Source organism: Lysinibacillus sp. GW823-FHT02G10 (genome assembly GCF_058797135.1).
In genome coordinates, this window is the sequence record NZ_JBXAJI010000001.1 from 291618 (window position 1) to 316264 (window position 24647).

Below are 24647 nucleotides of genomic sequence, written 5' to 3' on the forward strand. Positions count from 1 at the left end.
TCTACATGATATTAAAAAATAAAATAAAAGTCTATATATTTTTTTCTTTATATGGAAAAATAGACAAGTGCACACAGGACGTAACGTTACGATTTTACTTTGAAATGGGGACTGTAAATGAACACAGAACAAGCTATTCAACGCTGGAATCGATATGCGGAAAGGTATACAGCAAACTACGATGAGCAGGGGGATATTCATCGTGTCGTATTGTTAAATCCCACTATCTTTTCTTTGCTAGGTGAGGTAGATGGAAACCATCTATTAGATGCAGGATGTGGAGAAGGCTATTTAAGCAGATTACTGGTAAAGAAGGGTGCAAGAGTAACAGCTGTTGATTTTTCACAAAAAATGCTAGACATTGCTATGGAAAGAACACCACAGCAGGAAGCTATTCAATTTTTACACGGGAATTGTGAAAATTTATCCTTTTTAGCAGATGAACAATTTGATGGTATTGTTTCAAATATGGTTCTCCAAGATTTAGAGGATTATCAGGCTGCTCTATGTGAGATGTTTCGATTATTAAAACCTAATCGCACTTTTATTTTTTCGATTTTACATCCATGCTTTGTGACACCAAATAGTGGATGGATGAGACATGAGCAGCTAGATCAACAGTATTGGAAAGTCCAACGTTATTTTTATGAAGGGGAGTATCACCAGCTAGATGCTGACCCACCAATAGTTCTATACCACCGAACATTAACAAGCTATGTGCAAGCAATTAGGCAAGCTGGATTTACTATTGAGACTATGGTAGAGCCCAAGCCATCACAAGACATGCTAAGGAAGTACCCTCAATTTGCGGAAGATTTGCATTGTGCAGATTTTATTGTTTTTAAATTAAAGAAATAAAGGAGAAGTACCGATGCGTTTATTTCATGTCAGTGAAGACCCTACTATTATGATTTTTCATCCTCGACTGCCTGAGCGACCAGATTTAGATGCCAAAAAAGGGCTAGTATGGGCAATCAACGAAAGATGCCTGCCAAACTATTTAACGCCAAGAGATTGTCCGCGTGTCTGCTTTCATGCAGGAGATCAAACAACAGAGCAGGACAGACAGCAATATCTACATCAAGCTTCACATGTAGTAGTCATAGAAAACAAGTGGTTAGAAGTATTGAAAACTACAAGTCTTTACCTATATGAGTTTGATAGTAATGGATTCACTTTACAGGATGATATTGCGGGCTATTATACGAGTGAAATAACACAAATGCCCATCCATGTCTCAGAGATCAATGATATAGCTAAAGCATTATTGGAGCGCAATGTTGAATTGCGAATCGTGGATAACTTATGGGAAATACATGATAAAATCCAAACTACAAGCTTAAATTGGTCCATGTGCAGAATGCGCTTTGCACAACCAAGATTCTAAAAACAAGCCTCGTTATGCACCTATTGCATGGACGAGGCTTATTTATTATTAGACAGTCGATGTTTGTTCAATTGGTGCTGAAGAGATATTCACTAATTTCTTATCTTGATATGTAAAAATATAATCATAGTTTGCTGTTTCATTGAGCATCTTAGGTAAATAATATTTTAAGTCCGCAATACCTACATTTTCAGGGTGTAAAATCCAAGTAAGCTCCTTCCAATCAAGAATGCCCTCAGCAACCTTTATCGGTGTTACATATGGAAAAGATTCAGGTAGTTCCGCTATAAACGCATACATACAGCCATAGTTAACAATGCCATCTGTCCAGGTAATCTTACCCTTATAGGTAATATCCTCAACCGTGATGCCTGTTTCTTCTTTAATTTCTCGTAAGGCACCAGCTAATGGTGTTTCATCCTGTTCAATTTTGCCACCAACACCATTCCATGCGCCCATCCACTGAGGCTTATCTCTATTCAATAAAAGGATATAATCTCCCTTCTTCAGAAAACAGATTGTAAATTCAGCCAAGTTTGTTCCTCCCTTTTCTTTAGTTATCTGAATTGGCAGGAGACCAGCCAGTCTGCTGACTCCAATGATTTGCTTGTTTTAAAATTTCCCATATGATCGATTCTTTAGATTTTGTATAAAGTTGACGATTATATTGGTATTTCTTAGCCAATTCATATTTTACCTGCTCATAGCGACGACAGTAATCTGGATGACGGCGCAAAAAATCTCGAAATAATAAGGCTAGCTGCTCTGCCCAACTACCAGCCTGTCGAACATGAATATGTACTCGTCTATCTCCAGGAGCCTCTTGAAAATAGCGTTTAGACTTGTCTGGATTTTCTGCTCGATAACTAAAACCTAGAGATTCTAATGGAGCTTTAAATGCTGCCAATGGTGTAAACGATGCGACGGATATTTGTATATCAATTACAGGCTTTGCTGCTAGCCCTGTTACAGCAGTTGAGCCAATATGATCAATTCTCAGCGCTATGTTTCCTAAGGCCTCCCGTAATTGACAGCCTATGCTATGAAATTCCTTAGCCCATTCATCTGTATAAGGTAAAATCAAAATAGGATCAGGCATTTTATCTCCTCCCTTGGTCTTCATAAAATTATTGTAGCATGCGTGTTATAGTGGAATAAAGATAGTAGAGGGAGTGTGAAAAGGATGATTTTAATAAGTGCTTGCTTAGCAGGTTTAAATGTTCGTTATAATGGCACAAACAGTCTAGATGAAAAAATACAAAAGCTTGTGTTAGAAAATAAAGCTGTCACCGTTTGCCCAGAGCTGATGGGAGGCTTTTCAACGCCCCGCGAACCGGCTGAAATTGTAGGTGGCAATGGACAAGATGTACTTGATGGCAACGCAACAGTGGTTGAAAGTTCTGGACGAGATGTCACAAATTTATATCTGAAGGGAGCCTATGCAACCTTACAAAAAGCACTTGAGGTAGGGGCAACTCATGTCATTTTAAAGGAATATAGCCCATCCTGTGGCAGTGCAAAGATTTATAACGGTGCGTTTAATGGAACAAAATTAGCTGGCGAAGGAGTAACTACGGCATTGCTTCGAAGAAACAATATCGTCGTGCTATCTGAAGAGAATTTTTTTGAATGATTAAAGAGAGGCCCCTAAACTAGTAGGGGCCAAATTTATTTATTCAACAATTAATATGCGAGGCGACGTTTTAGCAATTATTTTGGTCGAAATCCAGCCGCCAAAAATGGCAGCTATTACACTTACAAAGCTTATACCGATACTTGTTGGCCAGTTTATAACAAGCGGTAGTTCGAGTAAGCCATAATCTAAAATAATTGACTGAAGTGCAAGAGGAATTAATTTTATCCCGATAAAGATTCCTGCTAATGCACCTATTATGGATAGAATTAAAATACCTATTGTAATCGACCATCTAATATTTGTAGAGGTCATTCCAATCGATTTATAAATGCCATACGTGCTACTTTCTTTTCTAACATTAATTCGTGATACACTAAAAATAATGATGCAGGTTACGATGACAAATAAAATACCAACAATTGAAAGGGGAATGACTAAAACGGCCACGACTTCTTTAAAGACGGCATCTAATAATAGCTGTTGTGTGACAGCTGATACAGAACTTTTAAAGTGCGTATTTAAATCCTCAACGAATGGCGTAGCGACTGTTTCATCTAAAAGATTAATCATACTTACCTCTGAAGTAGTGTAGGTAGTATTATAAACTTTAATAACCTCTGCTGTAATCCTTGCTGAATTTGACATATTTGCTATCGATTGATAGATTCCAGTAACAATAAGAAAATGCGGTTTCCCCTCAAGATAAACTTCTACAATATCGCCTATATTTTTATTTAAAGCGCGAGCGACATTGAGTCCAATCGCGATTTCGTTCTTACTGATTGGATTACGGCCAGACATTGTCACATAGCCAGCGGCATCAAAGCTACCCTCAATCACATTGACATTAATATTTAATGGGGGATTGCTGTCATTAGGAAGTATGCCTGTGAATTGATCAAGCCATGCATGATCTTTAACCCGTTCATCAGCCATTAAAAAATCTTCAAATTGTTGTTTTGTAAAAGTTTCTTTATTAGATACAGTTACTACTACATGTGAGGCATCATATCCCCATGAAGGAGATGTTTCTTTGATGGAAATAAAGCTATTTAATATGACTACACTAAAGACTAGTATGGCAGACGTAATGGAAGTAAGTGCAATAACAAGAATGGAACTTTTTATGTTTTTTGTGATACTTTTAAGACCAATTTGAAGTTGAATCGGTAGACTGCTTAATCGAAATAATCTATTCGAGCTGTTTCTGCGCCGATTCATTTTACTATTTGCACTTTCTGACATCCCATATTTGATGGCTTGAACAGGCTCTACATTTCGCGCCTTGTGTGAGTAGAAATAGGCAGTGAGTAGCACAATGCCAAATAAGATGAGAGCAATTAATATGTTAAGTAGAGTATCTTGATGTATGGTTAAATGATTTCCTGCCTTCATATAAGATAAGGAGCTTTCTATAATTATTCTGGAAAGGAATTTACTAATGATGATGCCAGGTATAATCGCGACAGCAGATAACAATCCGAATTGTAATACGTAAGTGATACTTATCTCTCGAGAAGAAAGACCCAATGATTTTATAACGCCTATTGTTCTGTAATTCGTTAAAATGGCATCGGAAATGCTAAAACCAATAACAAACAAGGAAACCAAAAGCATAGCTATACCAAAGGCGATCATAATAAAGCCAATGATTTTATTAATGATCAAATAAAAAGAAGCTATTTCTTCATATTCCATTTTAGATTCAAGATAAGGTCCCAGCAGATACTTTTCAAAATCACCCCAATAATTGGTGTTTTGCTGATAGTCATTAAAGCGTAATGCCATCATGTACTGATCAAAACCTGTCATGGTTGCTAAATGCTGTTGATAATCAGTATTGTTCATCCAAATACGAGCATTTGTTGTAAAAGGGCCTCCGTATGGCATATCAACCACAATACCTGACACTGTTAAATTAAACGTGCTCTCACCTGTATGAAATTCAATTGCATCACCGAGCGAAATGGTAGCGCTTGATGCCAATGATGTGGGAATCCAAATGGTACCCTTAGGAGGAGAGAGTTGCTTTTCACCCTCAGAAAATAGTAATTGATCAATCATAAACGGTGTATTTGGCGTATTCATCATAAATAAATAGATATTGGATATTTCTTTCCCATTGAAGGTAAATCTAGATAAATTTCTATAGGGTATGAGACTAGAAGTAGTCACACCTGGTTGCTCCTGCCACCATTCGTTTACAGCAATCGGGTTATGAATATTGTTACCCATTGTTAAAATTTGATGGGCACCATTTGAATCATGATGGGCTTTTTCAAAAATATTGTTTGTATTGGTCAGTATAGTGACAGAAGTCGCCAGTAAAAGTGTTGATAAAAAAATAAGGACAACCATCAGTCCATTCTGTATTTTCCGTTTTCTTATATAGGAAGAGCAAAGGGTTATAATCCCGTACATTTTTTACTCCTTCCCGGCAACATAAGAAAAGATAATGTGTTCCCGTTCTTGTATGTTGGTATGATCATATTTTTCAAAGTTTAAGATCCCATCTATTTTTCCATCCTGAATGATGATTAGGCGATTCGCACGACAAGCTGCCTTCATATCATGTGTAATCATGACAATGGATTGCCCATTTCTATTTAAATTCGTTAAGGTATCTAATACTGCTACACCTTGATCAAAATTTAAACTACCAGTAGGTTCATCTGCAAATAACACTTCAGGATTGTTGACCAACGCTCTAGCAATGGCAGCTCTTTGTTGCTGTCCACCTGATGTTTGAGAGGGTAATCGATTTCGTTGTTTTTCAAGTCCCATTAAACTTAGTAGTTGCTCCGCTTTTTGTATGACTTCTTTTTTATTTTTTTTCGCGATGTATCCAGGAAGAGCAATATTCTCTAGTAGTGTCATATCTGGAATGAGATTGCTACTTTGATAGATATAGCCAACCTTCTGTGAACGCAAAGTAGCTAACTTTCGTTCAGAAAAGGTATCAAGTTTTTCTCCCTGAAAATAAACCTCTCCTGCTGTAAGGGCATCAAGCCCACTTAAAAGATAAAGAAGCGTTGATTTACCAGAACCAGAATTCCCCATAATAACGGTGAAATCCCCTTTATAAATGTCGACATTCATATTCTTAATAGCATGGAATTGTTCGCTGCCGGTTGAATAGGTTTTACATAAATTTTGGGCTCGAATCAGTATCTCTTTTTCCATGATAAGGCCTCCTTAACTCATTTTCTTTAGTGTAATATGTAATTATTAGTAAGTCCTTATGAAATTATTAATAAATTCTTACAGACAGAGTAACCTTTCTTAATAGTAAACGTTATAATATGCGATTTAATAGATGTAATAAATAAGGAGGTTTGAGATATGCCCTTAACATTTGCTCATCCAGCGGCAGTCTTACCTTTTTCTCGAAAAAGTAAATATATTCATTTTTCTGCATTAGTTTTAGGAAGTATGGCTCCAGATTTTGAATATTTTTTAAGAGGTCGGCCGATAGGGGAGATTGGTCATACCTTTGTAGGGTTCTTTTTATTCAATCTGCCACTCGTTCTTTTCATCTATTTGATTTATCAACGGTTTATCCAACAGCCAATCATGAGCCATTTACCAGAGTTTTTACAAGCTACAGAAAGCCATCAAATTGCAGGAAATAACATATGGAAAGTATTTGTTTTTGGCTACTCTGCATTGCTGGGCATGTTAACACATGTCATATGGGATTCATTTACACATCAAAATGGGCTTATGGTGACAAAACTTCGAGTTCTTACTCAAACATATACTTTCTTTGGCTATCAAATACCGATTTATAAATTTCTACAACATGGGAGTACCTTGTTTGGCATTGTGTTAATCTTTGGATATGTATATTACAGAGCAACTTTAGGCAAAAATAAAAAAATACCAGCTATATCGCCACGGAAAAAACGCATCTTTTGGAGTTTACTAGCTGTTTTAACGCTCGGATATGTATGTCTATGGCAGCTTATTAACGGCATTCCTTTAAGAAGTTATGGAATATGGGTTGTCCGAATTATCGATTCATTTTTTTGTAGTATACTTACTCTTTCTTTCTTTTTAGCATATAAGAAAAGAATGTTGAAAGAAAAAAAGACTTCCTAAAACGGGAGTCTTTTTACGAGATGGGGAGTATAAGTGTAAAGGTAGTGCCTTCATTAGGCTTACTATGAAATGAAATGGACCCATGGTGCGCTTCCATAATATGCTGACAAATGGATAGGCCAAGTCCTGCTCCTTCATTTTTAATGACTGATTCACTTCCAGGCTGCCGACCTCTAAAGTAACGTTCAAAAATAAAAGGCATATCTTCGGGAAGCATTCCATTACCAGTATCTATTACTTGGATATAGAGTGATTGATTTTCGATATAGGTAGTAATGGTGATGGTATCTTCATGAGAAGAATGTTTTAACGCATTGGTAATAAGGTTGGAGATCACCTGCTCTAGTCGATCAGCATCTACTAGAATAAGGACATTAGGAATACTAGTAGGTCTTATAAAATGAATATTTGTTGTTTGGACATAATATTGAATTGGTTTCAGAATGTTTGTAAGAACGTCTTGGCTATATTGTTCTTTTAAATGGATCGGGATATGACCAAGCTCCTTTAAGGTATGAATAAATAAATCATCAACTAGCCTCGACATCTTATCCGTATTAGACTGCATGATTTGAATATAGGCCATAAGCGAATCTTCATCTCGACAAATACCCTCTGAAATAGCGTCTAAATATGCTTTGATTGTGGTTAAGGGAGTTCTCACTTCATGAGATATATTAGAAATGAGCTTCTTTTGAGTTTGCTCTTGTTCATTGTGCTGGATGGCTAACTGTTTAATCTCTAATCGCATTTGATCAAATACTGCATACAATTCACCAATCTCATCCATTTTCGAGTGGATGGTAATTTGTTCGTAATTTCCTTTTACAATTTCCTCTGTGTTGTCCTTTAGCTCATCTAAAGGCTTTAAAATATCTTTATGAACTTTCCTTACTATGAATAGGGCAAGGCAAATGATCAAAAGGCTCAAGAAGCCAATAAAGACTAATAAAAGAGTCGAGTTGGAATTAGTCTGTTTTAAAGGAAAGAGAATGTCTTTGTTCAGGGAAAAAATAGCATTACCTATCTGTTCATTACTTTCTCCATTCATAATCGGAAAGGCTATATTAATCTTTCCAGGCTCTTGTTGTGAGGTAAATAAATCATAATGTATATCATGTTTAATATGAATAGTAGTTGAAACATCATTCTTAATTGAAGTGTAACTTACTGTTCCATCTAGTTGAACTACTGTAATATCAATATTCTTGTCATCACTCATTTGTTGTAGCGTGCTACGTACAGCTGAATCTAATGCGAAATTTGGAAAATGAACTTCTATGTACAATAATAATGGATTTACTGATAAACGAATTTGATTAATAACATATTTATCTTGTGATTCTTCTTGAGAAGGCTCTGCTGCAAAAAATAGTGAAAGGACAACCACAAACAATAGTACAACACAGATTAATAGGGTCCATAACCACTTATTCATCCAATTTTTTAGGTACATTTGATTCTCCTATGAGTGATTGGGTGTACTGAATTTATAACCAACTCCCCAAACCGTTTGAAGATAAACAGGATGAGAAGGGCTGACTTCAATTTTTTCTCGAAGCCTTCTAATATAAACTGTAATTGTATTTTCATCTCCATAGGTCTCATAACCCCAAACGGCATCAAGTAACTGACCTTTAGAGAAAACTTGATTTCTATTTTTAGCTAGGAAAAATAGCAGTTCAAACTCTTTTGCTGACAGTGGTATTGGCTTGCTATCACGTAAAAAAATATATTCCTGTTTATTTATGACCATATTATCTATGTGAATGACATCTCCTCCCATATGCCGTCCATTATGCTGAAGCCATCTATCCTGTCTTCGTAAATGAGCGTTAATTCTTGCGACAAGTTCACTTAGAGAGAACGGTTTTGTCATATAATCATCTGCTCCAAAACCTAATCCCAGTACTTTATCTGTATCACTTCCTCGAGCACTTAAAATAAGAATGGCAACATTGCTGTTTTCACGGATTTTACGACATATTTCAATGCCATCACAATCGGGTAGAGAAAGATCAAGGATAATGAAATCAGGTTTAGATTCTTGCAAATAATGGATTGCTTCATGACCTGTTCGAACAATATGTGAATCGAACTGATTAACACTTAAGTAGTCCCTTATAATATTAGCTATATCATTTTCGTCTTCAACAATTAGTACTTTGATGTTCCCGTTGCTCATACATACTATCTCTCCTTAGTAAGATGTCTAAATCATTTTCTTCGGTTGACTAGGAAAAAAAACAAAACAATGATAAGGAATGCATAGATTATAATCCATGTGTATTGCCAATAAAAAACGTTGGGTATAACTTCAATTTGATCGCCCACACTCATCATTTCTAATGAAAAATGAAGAGGAGGAAGTAACCAAAGAAGTCCAGTTAGAATAGAATCTTTTAAAGTAGCGATCACGACAGAAATAATAAGGATGCCTATTACACCCCACCACGTATTTCGCCTATTTTTCACAAGTTCCCTAGTAAATAAAGCAGTGAGTGCAATGGCAAGTAACGATAAACTAAAATGAGACAAGAAACCTAGTAAAATATGTAATAGTTTGGGCTTCTCAAAAAATGCCTCTATTAGGATTGGATAGATGACAGAAACACAGCTTAGGCTAAAGGCAAGCAGCCCACAAATGATGAATATCCCTAAATTGTAGTCTATTGTTTTTCTCGTATGAAGGGTAGTAATCATTTTTTGTCCTTCATCTTCAGCATGAAATAATGTAACAGTAAACCAGCCCATTAAAAAAAAGAGCACAAGAGATGTAAATGAATAACTATCTAATATTGGATTAGGGACAAAAGTATAATTAACGATAAGACATAGAATGAAGATTGTAAAAGGTGGAACGTATTGATAGGTTCTTAAATAATTTATCAATTGATAACGTACTAAACTGCTCATCTTTTTCGATTCCTCCTTTCAAAAATGAGAAGAGAATTGTTCTTTTTTGTAGTGGACAGTAGCTAAATATTTAATTGAAGCATTGTGTTGTAATAATTTCAGTAAAATTTCATCTGAATCCTTTGCTGGAACAATCGTCACTATTTCATAATGTCCATTCACTAAAAGTTGTTGTTGTTGAATCTCCATAGAAGGTATGATTTCATCGAGTAATGACAGGCTAGCAATCTCAAAAATTAATCGATGCGTTGGATTGCGATCGAATTCCTTTATCTGAATGATCGCATTCTCTTGAATAAGTAAAACGGAGTCTACAAGCTTTTCGAGTAATTTGGTTTCATGACAGGTTAATAGGATACTGAGACCTTTGCTTCTTACTTTAGCTAAGATTTGTTCGAAATCATTTTGTGCCTTGGCATCAAGTCCTGACAATGGTTCATCCATTATCAGTAGATCAGTTTCTTCTAGCATTGCCTGCATAATCATCACCTTTTGCTTCATCCCTTTAGAGAAATGGACAATCCTTGTATTTTTTTCCTCTTTTAGTTGAAACATCTCAAGTAATTCTTCTATCTTCTGCAAAAGCTGCTTTTTAGCCATACCTCGTATACAGCCCATGTGATAAAGATATTCTTGAGGTGTAAATAAAATATGAGAAGGAGTTGTTTCTGGTACATAGCCAACTTTTAAAGACGTTTTATGCTTTACAATAGAACCACTGTCTGGTTTAATGAATGCTGCAATAATCTTGAGTAAAGTGCTTTTTCCAGAACCATTTTTCCCCACTAGAGCAATGATTTGATTGGACGCAATTGAAAACGATACATTCTCTAAAATTTTTTTCCCATTGTATTGTTTACAGATGTTTTGTACTTCCAAAATAGTAGTCATCTTCACACACCTTTATTTTTGGATAATTCTTCTCCATAAAATAATTATAATGAAAATCGACCATTCACTTCAATTAAATTGGTTATATTTCCTGTTTTTAGTTATTTCAGTTACATAAAAAAGCTCTGCTTTTTAAATAGCAGAACTTTTAAGGATTGATTACAACGAACGATATTTTTTTAAACTGATAATATTTAACGTAATGAAAACAATGGCAAAACAAGCAAGAATGCTGAGATTCACTATAATATCAGAAAGTGAATAACCTTTATACATCACACCATTCAATGCGTCCGCAGCATAGTATAGAGGCATGATACGCCCAATGTTTTGAAGCCATTCCGCCATACTATCCAGCGGGAAAATACCCGAAAAGAACACTTGAGGAACAATAACAAGCGGAATAAATTGCATCATTTGAAATTCTGAAGCGGCAAAGCTAGATAGCAACGCACCTAAGGATAACGAGACAAGAGCAACCATCATATTGATGAGTAGGACAAGCCAGATGGAGCCTACATGGACAATATCGAGCACATAAATACCAAACAGGACGATAATAATTGTTTGCAGGAACGCAAATAAACCATAGCCAACCATATAGCCTGCTACAATTTCTGAACGTTTAATCGGTGTCGCTAGTAAACGCTCCAATGTTCCAGAAGTACGCTCCTTTAATAAGGCAATGCCCGTAATTAAAAAAACAAAGAAAAAAACAAAGAAGCCAATGAGCATAGGACTAAATATATCAAAAATAGCCGTATCCTGATCACCATAAACATAGTCCGTTTTCATACTGCCTATAGAGGCTTGTGTAGGCTGTAAGATTTGAGCAAGTTGCATCGTTAAAGCCTTTGCCAGAGAAGGATCATCATTTAATAAAGTTAACTTACTAACATTTTGCTCTACTGCTAGCCAACCATTATACTCTTTATCTTGTAGCTGTTTTTTTGAAAAATCATTGTCCACGATAATGGTAAAATCAGTCTCTTTTAATTTGTCAATCAATGGGGCGGGCGCATTAGAGACCACAAGTGTGACGGAAGCCTCATTACTATTGAAAATAAAATACATTAAGGACAAGACAAGAAGTGGGGCTAAAAATAATAAAGCAAGTGTCCGTCTATCTCTTTTCATTTGTTGGATGATTCTTGTGATGATAGCACTTATTCTCATTGAACGTCACCTCCAGCTTTTACAAACACCTCATCAAAGTCTTTTGCTTGATAATGTTCTTTTAACTCTTGTGGGGTACCCTGTGCAATAATATGTCCACTTCTCAGCATGGCCAATTGATCACATCTTTCCGCTTCATCCATCGCATGCGTCGTCACTAAAATGGTTTTTTGTTCTTGATCTTTTAAACGAATCAGTTCTTGCCAAATTTCCTTTTTTAAGACAGGATCTATCCCCACCGTTGGTTCATCCAAAATGAGTAGTTTAGGATTTTGAATAAGGGCAATAGCAAGAGATAATCGACGTTTCATTCCCCCTGAATAATTTTCTACTTTTTGTCGTAAGTCATCTGTTAAACGAACGAGGCTTGCTGCATAGGCTACTCTTTCTATTCGTTCCGCTTTAGATAGTGAATAAAGCTTTGCAAAAAAATGTAGATTTTCTTCTCCCGTTAAATCTGTATAAAGTGCATCTGATTGTGCCATATAGCCAATGTCATTTAATAATTGTTTATGAGGAACATTCAAATCTAATACTTGAATAGTACCACTATCAGGTTTCAGCATGCCCATAATCATTTTGATTAGTGTTGTTTTACCACAGCCTGACGGACCGAGTAAGCCCATTAACTGTCCCTTAGGAACATCCAAAGAAAGGGGGGCAATAACTTGCTTATGTTGAAATCGTTTTTCGAGAGACTTAATAGAGATTGCCTGGTTGCCCATATGGTCCTCACTCCTTCACTGAACACAATGTTGATTTGATAAAAATTTTACGGTAGCATGTGAGCAAATACAATCAACAGTTTGCCAGCAAGTGTTAAGTAAATGGAGGGAAATATGTGTCTGTACATGAAAAAATGAATTTTGAAACGAAGCAAGCCATTAAAAATGCTTTTATCCAACAAGTAGAGGAGGTAGGCTTTGAGCGTGTGACTGTAAAGAATTTAGCGTTAGTAGCTGAAATTAATCGTGGCACGTTTTATTTACATTATTCAGATAAATATGATGTGATGGAGGATTTGCAGCAAGAGCTATTAATGGAGTTAGAGCGCTATGTCAAACATGTTCAGCCGTTGGATGCTTTTCAAACGTTAAAAATGGGGCAACTCTATCAGCCATTTATCAAGGTGATAACGTGTATAAAAGAGCATGCACCAGCTTTTCGTATGTTATTAGGAGAGCAGGGGAGCCCTAGCTTTACACAAAAGGTGAAAATGATCTTTGGAAGTCATATTTTAGACAGATTATCGCTTATACGCAAGGAAGCACAAGATCCAGAGTTTCAACAATACTTACAAGCCTTTATAGCATCTGCCATTTTAGGGGTCATTCAGGAGTGGTTGGACAAGGGGAACGAGAACTTAACAGTAGAAGAAATGGTCGCTCTACATTTTCGATTAATACGTTTTTTAGGAAATGTAGTAGGTACTATTTAATGAAAACCGCTACAGCACTGGATCTGTAGCGGCTAGAAATTTAGAGATGTAAATCTCGTTTTACAAAAAAACGAATTGCTAGACTATAGCAAAGCAAGCCAATGAGGAAAAGTGTACCTAGCATCCACCAGCAAGAGCTATTTTGTTGAATTAATTGAACGGAATCGAACAATGAATAGATTGTAATGTATTGTAATTTGTCTAGTGAACCACCCATATTGCTCAGTGCCTCAATCAGATAAAAGGCAATGGGAATGCCAGCACTATAGGCATAGGATGTTCTTAAATCTTTCGTGCTGCAAGACATAAGAAAACAGAACCCACTAATGGCAAAGTGCAATAAAAATAGCCCGAAATTTAACAGCAGTAGGGCCGTTATGTCCAGCTCATTAGGGAATAATATTTCTGCAAAGACAATCATGACCAACGTAGTAACAGCAAGGAGTGTAAAAAGGCTGATGATCAAAAATAGTGCTTGTGTAAAGACAATTTTAAAACGTGTATTCGGTGTAGCGATTAAGTATGCCATCGAACCATTATCAATATAGCCCATGATGAGCTTATTAGCTAACATGATAGAAAATACCAAAGGAAGAATCATTAATAAAAATCCATATAAATAGGTGGAGAGAAATTCTATCAAGGTATCGCCAATGCTGGTCATACCAAAGGCTGCCATCATCTCAGGCATTGTTTCTGTTAATTTTTTTAGTGTATCCGTCATTTCTGGGTTATACATATAAATTACACTGACAATATATAGCATTAGTACACCGATAATTATGGTGAATAGTTTAAGAGAGGCAAATAACTCATGCTTGAATAGGGTAAAATTCATGATTAAGCACCTCCACTTTCGTAATAATGCATAAAAATATCTTCTAGTGACTGGGAAATAACGTCTAAGTCTATAATTTTATAGTTAGATAGCGTATGGAGAAATGCTTGAAGGTCTCCCATTATAGTAATCATAACTTTTGTAGAAGAGATACGTTCAAGTACATATTCCTCATCAAGGAAGCGAGTGAGCTCTTGCTCATCTTGAAACTCAAGCATGTATTTTTTAGATTTACGTTTCTTTAAATCTGTAATGGTTTCAGTCGCCACGATTTTACCTGCATTAATAATCGCTACACGATCACAAGTTTTCTCTACTTCTTCAATCATATGAGAGGACATGAAAATGGTCGTTCCTTTGTCCTTTTCAGCTAAAATGAATTCAATAAATTTGGTTTGCATGAGCGGGTCTAAACCACTAGTAGGTTCATCTAGAATGACAATTTCGGGATGATGCATGAAGGCACAAACTAAACCAACCTTCTGCTTCATACCTTTCGACATTTTTTTTATGAGCCCAGAAGCATCTAATTCAAAGAAATGCATTAATTCCTCGGCATGGGTGTAATCATTCATCCCTCTTAACTTAGCAATAAAGTGAATAAATTGCTTACCCGTCATTTTATCAATAAACGCAATTTCTCCAGGTAAATAGCCAACAACTTGTTGGATGGTTGCAGATGCCTCCCGACAATTTAAACCGTTAATGAAACAAGAGCCCTCAGTTGGCTGTAAAAAACCCATTAAATGGCGTATGGTTGTGGATTTTCCTGCCCCATTTGGTCCTAAAAAACCGAACACTTCACCCTTTGGAATTTGTAGATGAACATTTTGTATACTATAAAAATCGCCAAACTTTTTAGTTAAATGGTTTACTTCAATCATGGACACGTCACTCACCCCATTTTATTGATACAATAATGTTTTCAAAAATAGAAAATATTCACTAGCCTCTTCCATGCATTGCTCGATTAATTCATTAAAGAGCTCTAGATTATCTACATGCGCTTTTAATCTTTCCTCATAACGATGACTGATACCATCTGTTACCCATTGAATAGTATCAATTGCCTTTTTTATATCCAAATTTTCTCGGAATAAACTAGTATCAATTCCTTCGAATGCAGTTACATAAGCATTTTTTTGAAAAGCGGCATTGTAATGATTTAGTTCATCTCGTACCTCAGAGCTTGTTTCAGCATAGGCCTTTTTCAAAAAATCAAACAGCGCATGATATTGCTTCATGAGATCAATTTTAATTTTCATGATCTGTTCATAACGCTTAAAAATATCAGGCTCTGCTAAATCAATTTGGCGATTAAGTGCCTCGGAGAATTTAGTAGTTGTATAGTCATATAAGAAAAGATATAAATTTTTTTTACTACCAAAATAGTGATATAAAATGCCTTTTGATATATTGGCATTGCTCACAATTTTGTTTGTTGAAGCGGTAGCATAGTTATTGAGCGAAAATTCCCTTAAGGCAGCATTAATAATTGCTTGGCGCTTTTCTTCGGTTAAATTCATAAAAGCTTGATACAATTTTTTACTCCTTTCCGTCATATTTTATGCCATTATATAGAAATTGACTACTGTGGTCAATGTGATTTGGAAAAATAAAAAAGAACATGATTGTGACCATTTCCAATAGTCTCACTCATGCTCTCCATTGCTTCAGTTTACTTATCATAATAATTGTTCAATGCAATTTCTAAACGTTCTTCTAAATGCTTTGAAATATAGCTTAGAACGAATTGCTCTTTGTCCATTTCAATTTGTGCGGACTTGAAAAATTTGGTGAAAAAACCGACTTTATGATTTTGGGAATATTGCTGTAATGCTTCTGTACGTAATGTAGAAACGATTTCATTTTCTATATGACGCTCTCTAATCTTTTGGACAATGTCCTTCACGCTATTTTCTTGCAGCTCGGTAATTTGATTTTGTAGATGCTCATTTTCCTGCTTTAGCTCCAACGTTTCTTTTTGAATTTCTTCCACTTGAAGGATAGAATCGGTCGAAAGACGTTGAATGTTTTTGTCAAGAAAGTCCTGATTAATGTTAACTTGTAATGTCCCTTGCTCTTCATTCGGCAAAATCTGAAAAAGACCTGTTTGAATCATTTGCTGTAGGACGTTTCCAAGCAAATCGATTTTATGTGATAAATCCTCAGAATCCATGGTCGTTGCGGTAATTTGGTGTTTCAGCAACTGACCGTTATCATCAATACCTAGCAATAATTTAATCCCCCTTACACGATACTCATCCTTCAATAATAAAATCATGCGCAATCTCAATATAGCAGGTAGGTTTAAACGAATATTGCTATTTGTATTGGGCGAAGCATTGTCAAAAATATACTGTTCAAATGGTTTTAAATAGTAGCGAAGCATGGCGTCTGTAATATCAAACCAGCCCGCGACTTCTGCAATTGTATAGTGTTTCGATTCATCGATCTCTGCTAAATACCCATCATTATAGAGGTTTTCCTCTAAAGGTGTATGTTGCAGTGCCACAAACAATGGGTCATCTTGCACAATTTCAAGTACCATTTCTTTTGCATCATTTACTTTAAGCATCCTTACACACCCCACTTTATTTTTCCCATGACTAAATGTTCCCTATATAGGTTTCTATTCGATTGGCAGCAATTGTATGCCTATTTTATGTAGGAAATAGTCATTAGAACGAAGTACCTTTTAATCTTTTATGAATCTTAAGGGAAATTGTACTGATGTTCAGGAGGAAGTTAATACAGAAGAATTACCATCCTATACATTTTATTTTTATAGATAAAAGATTATAATTAGTGTAAAATTACACTTAAATAATCATATTATATTTTTGTGGAGGTGTAGCTGAAATGAAAAGATTTATTCAAAGTATGTTGTCGCTATTTCCATTCCCGTTTTTATTTCATTTTTACGAGTATAATAGCCACCTCTCAAACCAAGAGGCTAGCTTCTTATTTCCGTTATTTCTTTTTTTCATTATTGGAGTTGGCATAGTATCTAGAAATGATCATCTACCTTTGTTCATTGTCCTAAATTTTTTGATGACTGCTTTGTCTTTAATGTTAGGCCATTTTTTTATAGATGATGATGGAAGTTGGTTTAAGCCTTTTGGAAGAGATGTAGCCATTATCTTTGTTTCATTTTTTTATGTTTTAGGGCAATTAATTATAAGAGGGATTAGAAAAGGAATCATGAGACATAGAGTAAAAGATTAAAATTACAATAAGTCGTATAAGAAAGAACCATGCCTTTATAAGAAAAGAGGGAAATATGATCATTACTATTGATACAGCTAAAAATGAAGATTATATTGCGATCAATCATCTTGGGGAAACGGTTACTTGAACATGGTTAAGAATGGGGAGGAGGCTACATCTATAGAATTAATGTGTGTGAGTTCAATACCAATGAAATTGAATTTTATGAGATTTAGGGATGAAGAGTGTAAAAAGAAAAATGAAGATGAATATAGAAATCAAGCAATTAAGTCACTCATGAATGAACATGAGTGACTTTTTTGTTTCACCGTATGAGATCGTGTTGATCTACTAACTAAATAATGTCAATTATTAAGAAAAAGTTAAGAATTCTCCTTGCAAATCTTTAAGAAAGTCTCTTTATAGTTAAAACCATCAATAAAGAAAGCAAAGCGAGGAGACAACTAAATGCAGCTCATCACCTTCCTTACTGAATTTATAAAGCATCCAAAAACAATAGGCGCTATATCACCTAGTTCTAAGAAATTAGCGCATAAAATGGTGCAACCTATTTGCTTTGAGACGGCTCAATGCATTATAGAGCTTGGCCCTGGGATGGGGGCCTTTACAAAGGAGCTTGTGAAAAGAAAAAAGCCAGCTACATTGCTTGTTCTCATTGAACATAATGCGATTTTTTGTGAGAAACTGCGTAGGCAATTTGCTCATGTAGCCAATGTTGTAGTGATCCATGGTTCAGCAGAAAATTTGAAGCAATATTTGACAGATTTGAATATCGAAAAAATAGATTATGTTATTTCTGGACTGCCATTTACTTCGTTAAAGGCGGAAGTATCGTGTTGTATTTTAAGAAATGTGAGGGATTGTTTGTACAATGGAAAATTCATTACTTTCCAATATTCACTTGTGAAAAAATCATTTTTTCAAACCTATTTTCAGAATATTTCACATGAGAAAGTATGGATTAATATGCCACCAGCCTATGTATTGAGTTGTAGGCTAGGAAATACGAGGGTCAGCTAATGGAGCTAAAGGATCTTTTATTATTTATTGAACAATATGGCTATTTTGCTTTGTTTTTTAGTTTATGGCTAGGGATCATAGGCATGCCGCTACCAGATGAAATGATTGTCATGAGTGGTGGTTTTCTATCGTCGCTAGGAAAATTGATCATATGGAAATCTTTCTTACTTACTTATTTAGGCGTTGTTTCAGGGCTTTCTCTAGGATTTATACTTGGAAAACTATTTGGTCATCGTGTACTCGATAAACTTGTGAAAAAGAAAAAGGCAAAGTACTTAACCAAATCACAAGAATTGTTAGATCAATATGGACACTTTGCATTAGTCCTGAGTTACTTTATTCCAATTGTTCGACATATCCTCCCTTACTTGGTGGGAATGAATAATATGTCTTTTAAAACATATGCCTTATTTTCCTATACAACAGGCTTTGTCTGGACATTGATTTATTTTACACTAGGTTTATTATTTGGCAGTCAAATTGAATATATTTCTTTGATTGCTACGAAATATGGTATGTACTTTGGGTTATTCATCGTGACTGTTAGCTGTATTTATTATTTTTATATACGGAAAATAAAAAAATAGCTAAAATGGAGGAGCATTATGAATGGAAAATATTTGATTAATGGTGGGATTAGATGAGTAATGAAACAATTTTAATTGTAGATGATGAAAAAGAGATAAGAAATCTGATAGGCATTTATTTGAAAAATGAGGGATTTCATGTGTTAGAGGCATGTGATGGAGAAGAGGGCTTACAGTTAGTAAAGAAGCATAAAGTACATTTAATTGTATTGGATTTAATGATGCCTAAAGTAAATGGCATTGAAATGTGTATGAAGGTAAGAGAAATAGCAGAAATGCCTATTATTATGCTAACTGCCAAATCTCAAGATATGGATAAGATTAGTGGTTTAACGATAGGTGCTGATGATTATGTGACTAAGCCCTTTAATCCATTAGAGCTAATTGCCCGCATTAAATCACAGCTCCGTCGCTATCTGAAAATGAGTGGCTTACATAGCAGCAATAGAGAGGAGCTGGAAGTTGGCGATTTACGTATCAATACAGCGACACATGAAGTTTTTGTTAACAATGAAAGAGTAAAGCTGACACCTAGGGAGTTTGCTATTTTGGAATTGCTTGTTAGTAACCCTGGCATTGTCATGAGTGCAGAGCAAATCTATGAAAAAGTTTGGAAAGAGGAAGCATTTCAATCGGAAAATACTGTAATGGTACATATTCGAAAAATTAGAGAGCGAATTGAGGCAAATCCAAGGAATCCACAATATATTAAAACCGTATGGGGAGTAGGGTATAAAGTTGAAAAAGTTCTTTAGGCTTTTAAAGTTCCCAAGGTTTCTGAAGCAAATTGGTGCGAAAATAAAAAATAATATTCAACGTAGCATTCGTATTCAACTATTTACAACGTTTTTATTATGTGCACTTGGCAGTTTTTTAGTGGCACGTGCAGTAGTGCCATTTTTTGAGAATAACAATGAGACAGTGATTGTGGATTATAGTGGTAGTATGAAGATGATGTATTATCATGCACAGGATACAGCAGCATTGGCAACCCAAGAAAATAGTGTTGAAGCATTAAGAGAATTGATCGATCAAGAAAATGGAAAAATAGAAAATGAGGACAATGCATTCAAAATTGTCGTCACAGATGAGGCAGGTAAGATCTTATATAAAACAAAGCAGGTAAAAGAGCAACAAATCGATTTGCATGAAGAAATAAGGCATGTCATGGGCTTTACAATGAATCAACCTTTTGAAAATGCCTATCATATGATCGAAACTTCTCGTGAAGAGTTTACTACATTAGTGCCACTAACTTTACAAGATAAAAATTATTACTTCTTTGTTAGTGGGCTTCCACAAGGAGAAGCCATCACAAGTACGAATGAAGGTCCCATACCTTTTTTCATTGGTGTTATGTTGTTTATCGTATCATTTTTCTTGATAACAAAACGCAAAATGAATCAAATTGAGGCATTAGCAGAGGGGGTTATGGAAATCGCAAAAGGAAATTTAGCCTTTCGTATTGAGAAAAAAGGCCAAGATGAAATTGCTTCACTAACGGATAATGTTAATCAAATGGCAGAAGAAATTATGACAAGTATCGAGATGGAGAGGAAAATTGAGCAACAAAAAAACGAGCTTATTACAAATGTTTCACATGACCTTAGAACACCTCTTACCTCAATCATGGGTTATTTGCGTTTATTAAGAGAAGAGAAGTATGAGACAAAAGAGCAATATGACGAATATTTGAAAATAGCCTTTTCTAAATCCGAACAATTAAAAAATTTAATAGACGATTTATTTGAATATACTAAGCTCACGAATGATAAAAATACTTTAATGCGACAACAAGTTTGTGTAAATGAGCTGCTCGAACAACTAATGGAGGAATTAGTACCGTTAGCAGAGGAGAAACAACGTATTTTTATAAAACATTTTCCAGAGAATCGAATTTTTGCTGCGCTGGATTCGGAAAAGATTGTACGAGTATTTGATAATCTTCTCATCAATGCGATCAATTATAGTACTGCTGAAGGAAAAATTATGGTTTCCCTTGAAGGACAAGCAAACCATGTGCGTATTTGTGTAGCGAATCAAAGTGATGCCTTTACATCGGTGGAGCTTGCTAGTTTATTTGAGAGATTTTATAAAAAAGATCAATCGAGAACAAATGTAACCGAGGGCTCAGGGCTTGGACTAGCGATTGCGAAAAGCATAGTGGAGCTTCACGGAGGAACGATTCACGCAAAATACAAAAACGAGACACTGTACTTTATTATCACATTGCCGTTAGCAGCTTCATAACTGACTACAATGGAAGAATAGTAATGGCATGTTGTGTTTGTGTATGATGTGACAGCATGTCTTGCAGGGTTGCTAGGGTAGCTGTGTTTCTGATTAATAATTGGATTTCAGTATGCTTGTATTGTCGTTGAAAGTCCATAATATAATCTGCAATGATATGTAAATTATATTGATTTTTAATCTCTACCTCAACGAAAAATGGCAGTGTTAAATCTGGCAGCTTAATACTGCCACCACGTCGAATCCAAATTGCTTCCTGCACATAGTAGCGGATCGGTAATTGGCGGTTACTAGCTATAAAAATATCCATAGAAAACTCCCTTCAGTGTCTAAGTACAGCCTAATGGAAATGCATTCAGTCGTCAAAAGAAAACATGTGAAAATCTGATTGAAGATTTTTTCATGTTTTTTTTGTTTGTTTTTTGTTGAATTTGATTTGAATATGTCCGTTTTTTGGACTAATTGTAAAGGGCGTGTAAACATTAATTTAATCCATTGTAAATGATATGTACAGCTAGCTTAAAACTATTAATAATAAAGTCTGACAACAAGGAAAGGGTTGAATGGATTGGCTATCAATGTACAGGAGATGATTTTCCAATTTCTTGGAGGGTTAGGCTTATTTCTTTTCGCTATTAAATTTATGGGAGATGGCTTGCAGAAGGCTGCAGGTGATCGACTAAGAGATATTTTAGATAAATTTACAACAAACCCATTGATGGGTGTACTAGTTGGTATTGTTGTTACAGTTCTCATACAATCAAGTTCAGGTACGACCGTTATAACTGTTGGACTAGTGAGCGCAGGACTTATGAAATTGCGTCAAGCAATAGGCGTTATTATGGGAGCTAATATTGGGACAACCATCACAGCATTTATTATAGGAATAGATGTAGGTGCTTACGCATATCCAATTATGGCAGTGGGCGCGATATGCTTATTTTTCTTTAAGAAGAGTTTCATTCAAAATATGGGACAAGTATTATTCGGGTTTGCAGGTTTATTTATTGGTTTAGAGCTTATGAGTGGTGGAATGAAGCCGCTTAGAGATTGGCAACCATTTTTAGATTTGACTGTACAAATGTCTGATGTGCCGATTTTAGGGGTATTAGTAGGAACGATATTCACCCTGATTGTTCAATCTTCCTCAGCTACAGTAGGGATTTTACAAGGGCTTTATGCTGAAGATTTAATAACTTTACACGGGGCATTACCTGTCTTGTTTGGAGATAATATTGGTACAACGATTACAGCAATTCTAGCCGCTTTAGGTGCTTCTATTGCAGCAAAGCGAGCAGCTGCCACACATTTACTATTTAATGTAGTGGGTACAATTATCTTTATGCTCATATTGGGATTATTTACGAACTATGTGGAATGGATTGCAGGGGTGCTCAATTTAGAGCCGAAAATGCAAATAGCCTTTGCACATGGAACGTTTAATGTCATCAATACAATCATTCAGTTACCATTCATAGGTGTTTGGGCTTATGTCGTAACGAAACTAATTCCAGGCGAAGATTCAGTTATTGAATACAAACCAAAATTTTTGGATAAAAATTTGATTATCAAATCACCATCAGTGGCATTAGGTCAAGCAAAGATGGAAGTAGTGCGCATGGGCGAGTATAGTATTCAAGGTCTAGAAGAAACGTTAACGATTTTGAAAACGGATGATGCTAAGTTAATCGGCAAGGTCGGCCAATTGGAGGAAGCCATTAATAATTTAGACCGCAAATCAACGGAATATTTAGTGGAGCTATCAAAACAATCTCTATCAACCCATGATTCCCAAGTGCATCATGCTTTATTTGAAAATATTCGGGATATCGAACGAATTGGTGATCATGTAGAAAATATAATTGAGCTTCTGCAATACAAGGATAGTAATCGCGTTCGTTTAAGTCAACAAGCGATGCAGGAGTTAGAAGATATGTTTGTTTTTACATTAGAAACTGTGAAAATGTCTATTGAATCCCTTGATAAGCGTGATCTTTCCTTAGCACAGCAAGTGATAGAAAAAGAAAATGAAATTGATAATATGGAGAGACGTTTACGTAAATTGCATATTAAGCGATTAAATGAAGGAGTTTGCTCAGGTTCAGCAGGTATTGTATTTGCAGATATTGTGAGTAATTTAGAAAGAATTGGTGATCATGCTTCTAACATAGCGGAAACCGTTATTGCCTAATAATAAGCTGTTCAGTGGAGATAATCTGCTGAACAGCTTTTTTATTAGTGGAAGGATAGAATTGTTAAAATGACAGATAGAACCCTCAAACTGTCGGATAGTCATAAGCTTCTATGGCTTCTAAAAAATAAGTTAGGATGGGGGATTGTACTTCGTCCTTACGATAAATAAACCATGTAGGAATATGTGCTTGCTTGTTCTTTATCTTGTGCAATGTTAATGCTTGTGTTGCCATATATTTTTCCGCAATGGCAAGTGGTAGTAAGGTAATACCTAACCCAGCAGCAACACAACCAATAATACCATCAAGCGTACCAAGCTCCATTCGATTTTGTGGTCGAACCCCTTCTTCATGTAACCAATGTTCCAAGATGGCTCGATAGGAACAGCCGTGGCGGAACGTAATCAAAGTGCTTCCCTCTAAATCCTGTAGATGCTTAATAGGTTTATGCTTGCTAGAAGTGAGAATAACAAGCTCTTCACAGACAAACTCTTTCATCATTATATTTTCTTTATAAACAGGTCCGGTAACAAATGCGCCATCTAGTTCATAGTTTTCTACCCGTTCAATATTGTACTGGGAAGGGCTTGTTAATATGGTGATATCCACTTGTTCATGTGCTTGATGAAATGTGCTTAACAGAGTTGGTAAATGCAATGCAGCAGTTGTTTCCATCGAACCAATTCGTAAAACGCCTCGTTGTTCCTCCGTTTCATGTATGATCTCAAAGGTTTTTTCATAGAGATGAAGCATTTTTAGGACTAACTCGTAGAATTGTTCTCCTTTTGGTGTTAGCCGTATCCCTCGATGTCCACGATAAAAAAAGGTTGTTTCGTAGATTGCCTCAAGACTTTGTATTTTCATAGAGATATTGGATTGTGTGTAATTAAGTGCTGTGGCAGCTTTAGAAAAGCTACCTGTTTGGACGACTGTTCGATAAATCGTTAAATCATTAATATTCATATGCCCTCCAGCTATCAATTT

27 protein-coding genes are annotated in these 24647 nt (G+C 35.6%); 11 read left to right on the forward strand and 16 right to left on the reverse strand.

Annotated features, from left to right (window positions below):
• Positions 1 to 117: 117 nt before the first annotated feature.
• Positions 118 to 858, forward strand: a complete 741-nt coding sequence (locus tag AC1RFD_RS01465) for a class I SAM-dependent methyltransferase (RefSeq protein WP_416141429.1) — start codon at positions 118 to 120, stop codon at positions 856 to 858.
• Positions 859 to 871: 13 nt separating this feature from the next.
• The gene (locus AC1RFD_RS01470) at positions 872 to 1387 is read left to right on the forward strand and encodes a DUF6886 family protein (protein ID WP_416141430.1); all 516 of its coding nucleotides are present in this window, start codon (positions 872 to 874) and stop codon (positions 1385 to 1387) included.
• A 48-nt stretch (positions 1388 to 1435) separates the two neighbouring features.
• Here AC1RFD_RS01470 and AC1RFD_RS01475 read toward each other — a convergent pair whose 3' ends face one another.
• Both AC1RFD_RS01475 and AC1RFD_RS01480 read right to left on the reverse strand, forming a co-directional pair.
• Positions 1436 to 1921, reverse strand: a complete 486-nt coding sequence (locus AC1RFD_RS01475; RefSeq protein WP_490761741.1) for an NUDIX hydrolase — start codon at positions 1919 to 1921, stop codon at positions 1436 to 1438.
• Between the two features lie 19 nt (positions 1922 to 1940).
• Positions 1941 to 2486 carry a GrpB family protein gene (locus AC1RFD_RS01480; protein WP_281216778.1) on the reverse strand — a complete coding sequence of 182 codons (546 nt, stop codon included), beginning with the start codon at positions 2484 to 2486 and terminating at the stop codon, positions 1941 to 1943.
• Positions 2487 to 2570: 84 nt separating this feature from the next.
• Here AC1RFD_RS01480 and AC1RFD_RS01485 point away from each other — a divergent pair, with 84 nt between their 5' ends.
• Positions 2571 to 3020 (forward strand): 2-thiouracil desulfurase family protein, encoded by a 450-nt coding sequence (locus tag AC1RFD_RS01485; RefSeq protein WP_054550630.1) that lies wholly within the window; start codon positions 2571 to 2573, stop codon positions 3018 to 3020.
• A 39-nt stretch (positions 3021 to 3059) separates the two neighbouring features.
• Here AC1RFD_RS01485 and AC1RFD_RS01490 read toward each other — a convergent pair whose 3' ends face one another.
• The gene (locus tag AC1RFD_RS01490; protein ID WP_492474431.1) at positions 3060 to 5444 is read right to left on the reverse strand and encodes an ABC transporter permease; all 2385 of its coding nucleotides are present in this window, start codon (positions 5442 to 5444) and stop codon (positions 3060 to 3062) included.
• Between the two features lie 3 nt (positions 5445 to 5447).
• Complete coding sequence (locus AC1RFD_RS01495) at positions 5448 to 6206, reverse strand: ABC transporter ATP-binding protein (RefSeq protein WP_112117594.1); 759 nt, start codon at positions 6204 to 6206, stop codon at positions 5448 to 5450.
• A gap of 159 nt (positions 6207 to 6365) precedes the next feature.
• Between AC1RFD_RS01495 and AC1RFD_RS01500 the strand changes: the two genes are divergently transcribed.
• Entirely contained in the window at positions 6366 to 7124 is a 759-nt protein-coding gene (locus AC1RFD_RS01500) for a DUF4184 family protein (protein ID WP_485598561.1), read from the forward strand.
• 13 nt (positions 7125 to 7137) lie between these two features.
• On the opposite strand, the gene AC1RFD_RS01505 is transcribed toward AC1RFD_RS01500, so the two are convergent.
• The 6 genes from AC1RFD_RS01505 to AC1RFD_RS01530 all read right to left on the reverse strand — a co-directional run bounded on the left by AC1RFD_RS01505 (position 7138) and on the right by AC1RFD_RS01530 (position 12832).
• Positions 7138 to 8580, reverse strand: coding sequence for a sensor histidine kinase (locus tag AC1RFD_RS01505; protein ID WP_485598563.1), 1443 nt, complete (start codon positions 8578 to 8580; stop codon positions 7138 to 7140).
• 9 nt (positions 8581 to 8589) lie between these two features.
• Entirely contained in the window at positions 8590 to 9309 is a 720-nt protein-coding gene (locus AC1RFD_RS01510) for a response regulator transcription factor (RefSeq protein WP_115673491.1), read from the reverse strand.
• Positions 9310 to 9341: 32 nt separating this feature from the next.
• Entirely contained in the window at positions 9342 to 10040 is a 699-nt protein-coding gene (locus AC1RFD_RS01515; protein ID WP_048391214.1) for a hypothetical protein, read from the reverse strand.
• An 18-nt stretch (positions 10041 to 10058) separates the two neighbouring features.
• The gene (locus AC1RFD_RS01520) at positions 10059 to 10931 is read right to left on the reverse strand and encodes an ABC transporter ATP-binding protein (RefSeq protein WP_492474432.1); all 873 of its coding nucleotides are present in this window, start codon (positions 10929 to 10931) and stop codon (positions 10059 to 10061) included.
• Between the two features lie 159 nt (positions 10932 to 11090).
• Positions 11091 to 12107 carry an ABC transporter permease gene (locus AC1RFD_RS01525; RefSeq protein ID WP_048391207.1) on the reverse strand — a complete coding sequence of 339 codons (1017 nt, stop codon included), beginning with the start codon at positions 12105 to 12107 and terminating at the stop codon, positions 11091 to 11093.
• Positions 12104 to 12832, reverse strand: a complete 729-nt coding sequence (locus AC1RFD_RS01530) for an ABC transporter ATP-binding protein (protein WP_115673488.1) — start codon at positions 12830 to 12832, stop codon at positions 12104 to 12106. Before AC1RFD_RS01530 ends, AC1RFD_RS01525 begins: the two co-directional genes overlap by 4 nt.
• A 116-nt stretch (positions 12833 to 12948) precedes the next feature.
• On the opposite strand from AC1RFD_RS01530, the gene AC1RFD_RS01535 reads away from it, so the two are divergent.
• Positions 12949 to 13545 (forward strand): TetR/AcrR family transcriptional regulator, encoded by a 597-nt coding sequence (locus AC1RFD_RS01535; RefSeq protein WP_492474433.1) that lies wholly within the window; start codon positions 12949 to 12951, stop codon positions 13543 to 13545.
• A gap of 40 nt (positions 13546 to 13585) precedes the next feature.
• On the opposite strand, the gene AC1RFD_RS01540 is transcribed toward AC1RFD_RS01535, so the two are convergent.
• The 4 genes from AC1RFD_RS01540 to AC1RFD_RS01555 all read right to left on the reverse strand — a co-directional run bounded on the left by AC1RFD_RS01540 (position 13586) and on the right by AC1RFD_RS01555 (position 16961).
• The gene (locus AC1RFD_RS01540; protein ID WP_175400711.1) at positions 13586 to 14383 is read right to left on the reverse strand and encodes an ABC transporter permease subunit; all 798 of its coding nucleotides are present in this window, start codon (positions 14381 to 14383) and stop codon (positions 13586 to 13588) included.
• 2 nt (positions 14384 to 14385) lie between these two features.
• Positions 14386 to 15267 (reverse strand): ABC transporter ATP-binding protein, encoded by an 882-nt coding sequence (locus AC1RFD_RS01545; protein WP_233436359.1) that lies wholly within the window; start codon positions 15265 to 15267, stop codon positions 14386 to 14388.
• Between the two features lie 21 nt (positions 15268 to 15288).
• Positions 15289 to 15924 carry a TetR/AcrR family transcriptional regulator gene (locus AC1RFD_RS01550; RefSeq protein WP_066036632.1) on the reverse strand — a complete coding sequence of 212 codons (636 nt, stop codon included), beginning with the start codon at positions 15922 to 15924 and terminating at the stop codon, positions 15289 to 15291.
• 137 nt (positions 15925 to 16061) lie between these two features.
• A complete protein-coding gene (locus AC1RFD_RS01555) occupies positions 16062 to 16961 on the reverse strand; it encodes a hypothetical protein (RefSeq protein ID WP_054550637.1) in 900 nt (299 codons plus the stop codon).
• Positions 16962 to 17245: 284 nt separating this feature from the next.
• Here AC1RFD_RS01555 and AC1RFD_RS01560 point away from each other — a divergent pair, with 284 nt between their 5' ends.
• The 5 genes from AC1RFD_RS01560 to AC1RFD_RS01580 all read left to right on the forward strand — a co-directional run bounded on the left by AC1RFD_RS01560 (position 17246) and on the right by AC1RFD_RS01580 (position 21471).
• Positions 17246 to 17611: a hypothetical protein gene (locus AC1RFD_RS01560; RefSeq protein ID WP_319840082.1), complete on the forward strand. Its 366-nt coding sequence runs from the start codon at positions 17246 to 17248 to the stop codon at positions 17609 to 17611.
• Between the two features lie 450 nt (positions 17612 to 18061).
• A complete protein-coding gene (locus AC1RFD_RS01565; RefSeq protein WP_054550638.1) occupies positions 18062 to 18634 on the forward strand; it encodes a class I SAM-dependent methyltransferase in 573 nt (190 codons plus the stop codon).
• Positions 18634 to 19221 (forward strand): DedA family protein, encoded by a 588-nt coding sequence (locus tag AC1RFD_RS01570; protein WP_103117674.1) that lies wholly within the window; start codon positions 18634 to 18636, stop codon positions 19219 to 19221. Before AC1RFD_RS01565 ends, AC1RFD_RS01570 begins: the two co-directional genes overlap by 1 nt.
• Before the next feature lie 53 nt (positions 19222 to 19274).
• Positions 19275 to 19976, forward strand: coding sequence for a response regulator transcription factor (locus AC1RFD_RS01575; RefSeq protein WP_048391196.1), 702 nt, complete (start codon positions 19275 to 19277; stop codon positions 19974 to 19976).
• Positions 19960 to 21471, forward strand: coding sequence for a sensor histidine kinase (locus tag AC1RFD_RS01580; protein WP_054550640.1), 1512 nt, complete (start codon positions 19960 to 19962; stop codon positions 21469 to 21471). The genes AC1RFD_RS01575 and AC1RFD_RS01580 overlap by 17 nt, the downstream gene beginning before the upstream one ends.
• Positions 21472 to 21475: 4 nt before the next feature.
• Here the strand turns inward: AC1RFD_RS01580 and AC1RFD_RS01585 are convergent, their stop codons facing one another.
• The gene (locus AC1RFD_RS01585; RefSeq protein WP_048391191.1) at positions 21476 to 21781 is read right to left on the reverse strand and encodes a hypothetical protein; all 306 of its coding nucleotides are present in this window, start codon (positions 21779 to 21781) and stop codon (positions 21476 to 21478) included.
• A gap of 279 nt (positions 21782 to 22060) precedes the next feature.
• Here AC1RFD_RS01585 and AC1RFD_RS01590 point away from each other — a divergent pair, with 279 nt between their 5' ends.
• Positions 22061 to 23662, forward strand: coding sequence for a Na/Pi cotransporter family protein (locus AC1RFD_RS01590; RefSeq protein ID WP_181574679.1), 1602 nt, complete (start codon positions 22061 to 22063; stop codon positions 23660 to 23662).
• An 85-nt stretch (positions 23663 to 23747) separates the two neighbouring features.
• On the opposite strand, the gene AC1RFD_RS01595 is transcribed toward AC1RFD_RS01590, so the two are convergent.
• Positions 23748 to 24626, reverse strand: a complete 879-nt coding sequence (locus tag AC1RFD_RS01595; RefSeq protein WP_492474434.1) for a LysR family transcriptional regulator — start codon at positions 24624 to 24626, stop codon at positions 23748 to 23750.
• Positions 24627 to 24647 lie beyond the last annotated feature (21 nt).

What these genes read in the sequence shown, in the direction of transcription:
- AC1RFD_RS01495 (WP_112117594.1), bottom strand. Translation starts at nt 6,206, where the DNA reads ATGGAAAAAGAGATACTGATTCGAGCCCAAAATTTATGTAAAACCTAT.
- AC1RFD_RS01485 (WP_054550630.1), top strand. Translation starts at nt 2,571, where the DNA reads ATGATTTTAATAAGTGCTTGCTTAGCAGGTTTAAATGTTCGTTATAAT.
- AC1RFD_RS01520 (WP_492474432.1), bottom strand. Translation starts at nt 10,931, where the DNA reads ATGACTACTATTTTGGAAGTACAAAACATCTGTAAACAATACAATGGG.
- AC1RFD_RS01470 (WP_416141430.1), top strand. Translation starts at nt 872, where the DNA reads ATGCGTTTATTTCATGTCAGTGAAGACCCTACTATTATGATTTTTCAT.
- AC1RFD_RS01555 (WP_054550637.1), bottom strand. Translation starts at nt 16,961, where the DNA reads ATGCTTAAAGTAAATGATGCAAAAGAAATGGTACTTGAAATTGTGCAA.
- AC1RFD_RS01530 (WP_115673488.1), bottom strand. Translation starts at nt 12,832, where the DNA reads ATGGGCAACCAGGCAATCTCTATTAAGTCTCTCGAAAAACGATTTCAA.
- AC1RFD_RS01540 (WP_175400711.1), bottom strand. Translation starts at nt 14,383, where the DNA reads ATGAATTTTACCCTATTCAAGCATGAGTTATTTGCCTCTCTTAAACTA.
- AC1RFD_RS01545 (WP_233436359.1), bottom strand. Translation starts at nt 15,267, where the DNA reads ATGATTGAAGTAAACCATTTAACTAAAAAGTTTGGCGATTTTTATAGT.
- AC1RFD_RS01590 (WP_181574679.1), top strand. Translation starts at nt 22,061, where the DNA reads ATGATTTTCCAATTTCTTGGAGGGTTAGGCTTATTTCTTTTCGCTATT.
- AC1RFD_RS01480 (WP_281216778.1), bottom strand. Translation starts at nt 2,486, where the DNA reads ATGCCTGATCCTATTTTGATTTTACCTTATACAGATGAATGGGCTAAG.
- AC1RFD_RS01570 (WP_103117674.1), top strand. Translation starts at nt 18,634, where the DNA reads ATGGAGCTAAAGGATCTTTTATTATTTATTGAACAATATGGCTATTTT.
- AC1RFD_RS01500 (WP_485598561.1), top strand. Translation starts at nt 6,366, where the DNA reads ATGCCCTTAACATTTGCTCATCCAGCGGCAGTCTTACCTTTTTCTCGA.
- AC1RFD_RS01515 (WP_048391214.1), bottom strand. Translation starts at nt 10,040, where the DNA reads ATGAGCAGTTTAGTACGTTATCAATTGATAAATTATTTAAGAACCTAT.
- AC1RFD_RS01565 (WP_054550638.1), top strand. Translation starts at nt 18,062, where the DNA reads ATGCAGCTCATCACCTTCCTTACTGAATTTATAAAGCATCCAAAAACA.
- AC1RFD_RS01525 (WP_048391207.1), bottom strand. Translation starts at nt 12,107, where the DNA reads ATGAGAATAAGTGCTATCATCACAAGAATCATCCAACAAATGAAAAGA.
- AC1RFD_RS01510 (WP_115673491.1), bottom strand. Translation starts at nt 9,309, where the DNA reads ATGAGCAACGGGAACATCAAAGTACTAATTGTTGAAGACGAAAATGAT.
- AC1RFD_RS01505 (WP_485598563.1), bottom strand. Translation starts at nt 8,580, where the DNA reads ATGTACCTAAAAAATTGGATGAATAAGTGGTTATGGACCCTATTAATC.
- AC1RFD_RS01560 (WP_319840082.1), top strand. Translation starts at nt 17,246, where the DNA reads ATGAAAAGATTTATTCAAAGTATGTTGTCGCTATTTCCATTCCCGTTT.
- AC1RFD_RS01595 (WP_492474434.1), bottom strand. Translation starts at nt 24,626, where the DNA reads ATGAATATTAATGATTTAACGATTTATCGAACAGTCGTCCAAACAGGT.
- AC1RFD_RS01575 (WP_048391196.1), top strand. Translation starts at nt 19,275, where the DNA reads ATGAGTAATGAAACAATTTTAATTGTAGATGATGAAAAAGAGATAAGA.
- AC1RFD_RS01585 (WP_048391191.1), bottom strand. Translation starts at nt 21,781, where the DNA reads ATGGATATTTTTATAGCTAGTAACCGCCAATTACCGATCCGCTACTAT.
- AC1RFD_RS01465 (WP_416141429.1), top strand. Translation starts at nt 118, where the DNA reads ATGAACACAGAACAAGCTATTCAACGCTGGAATCGATATGCGGAAAGG.
- AC1RFD_RS01490 (WP_492474431.1), bottom strand. Translation starts at nt 5,444, where the DNA reads ATGTACGGGATTATAACCCTTTGCTCTTCCTATATAAGAAAACGGAAA.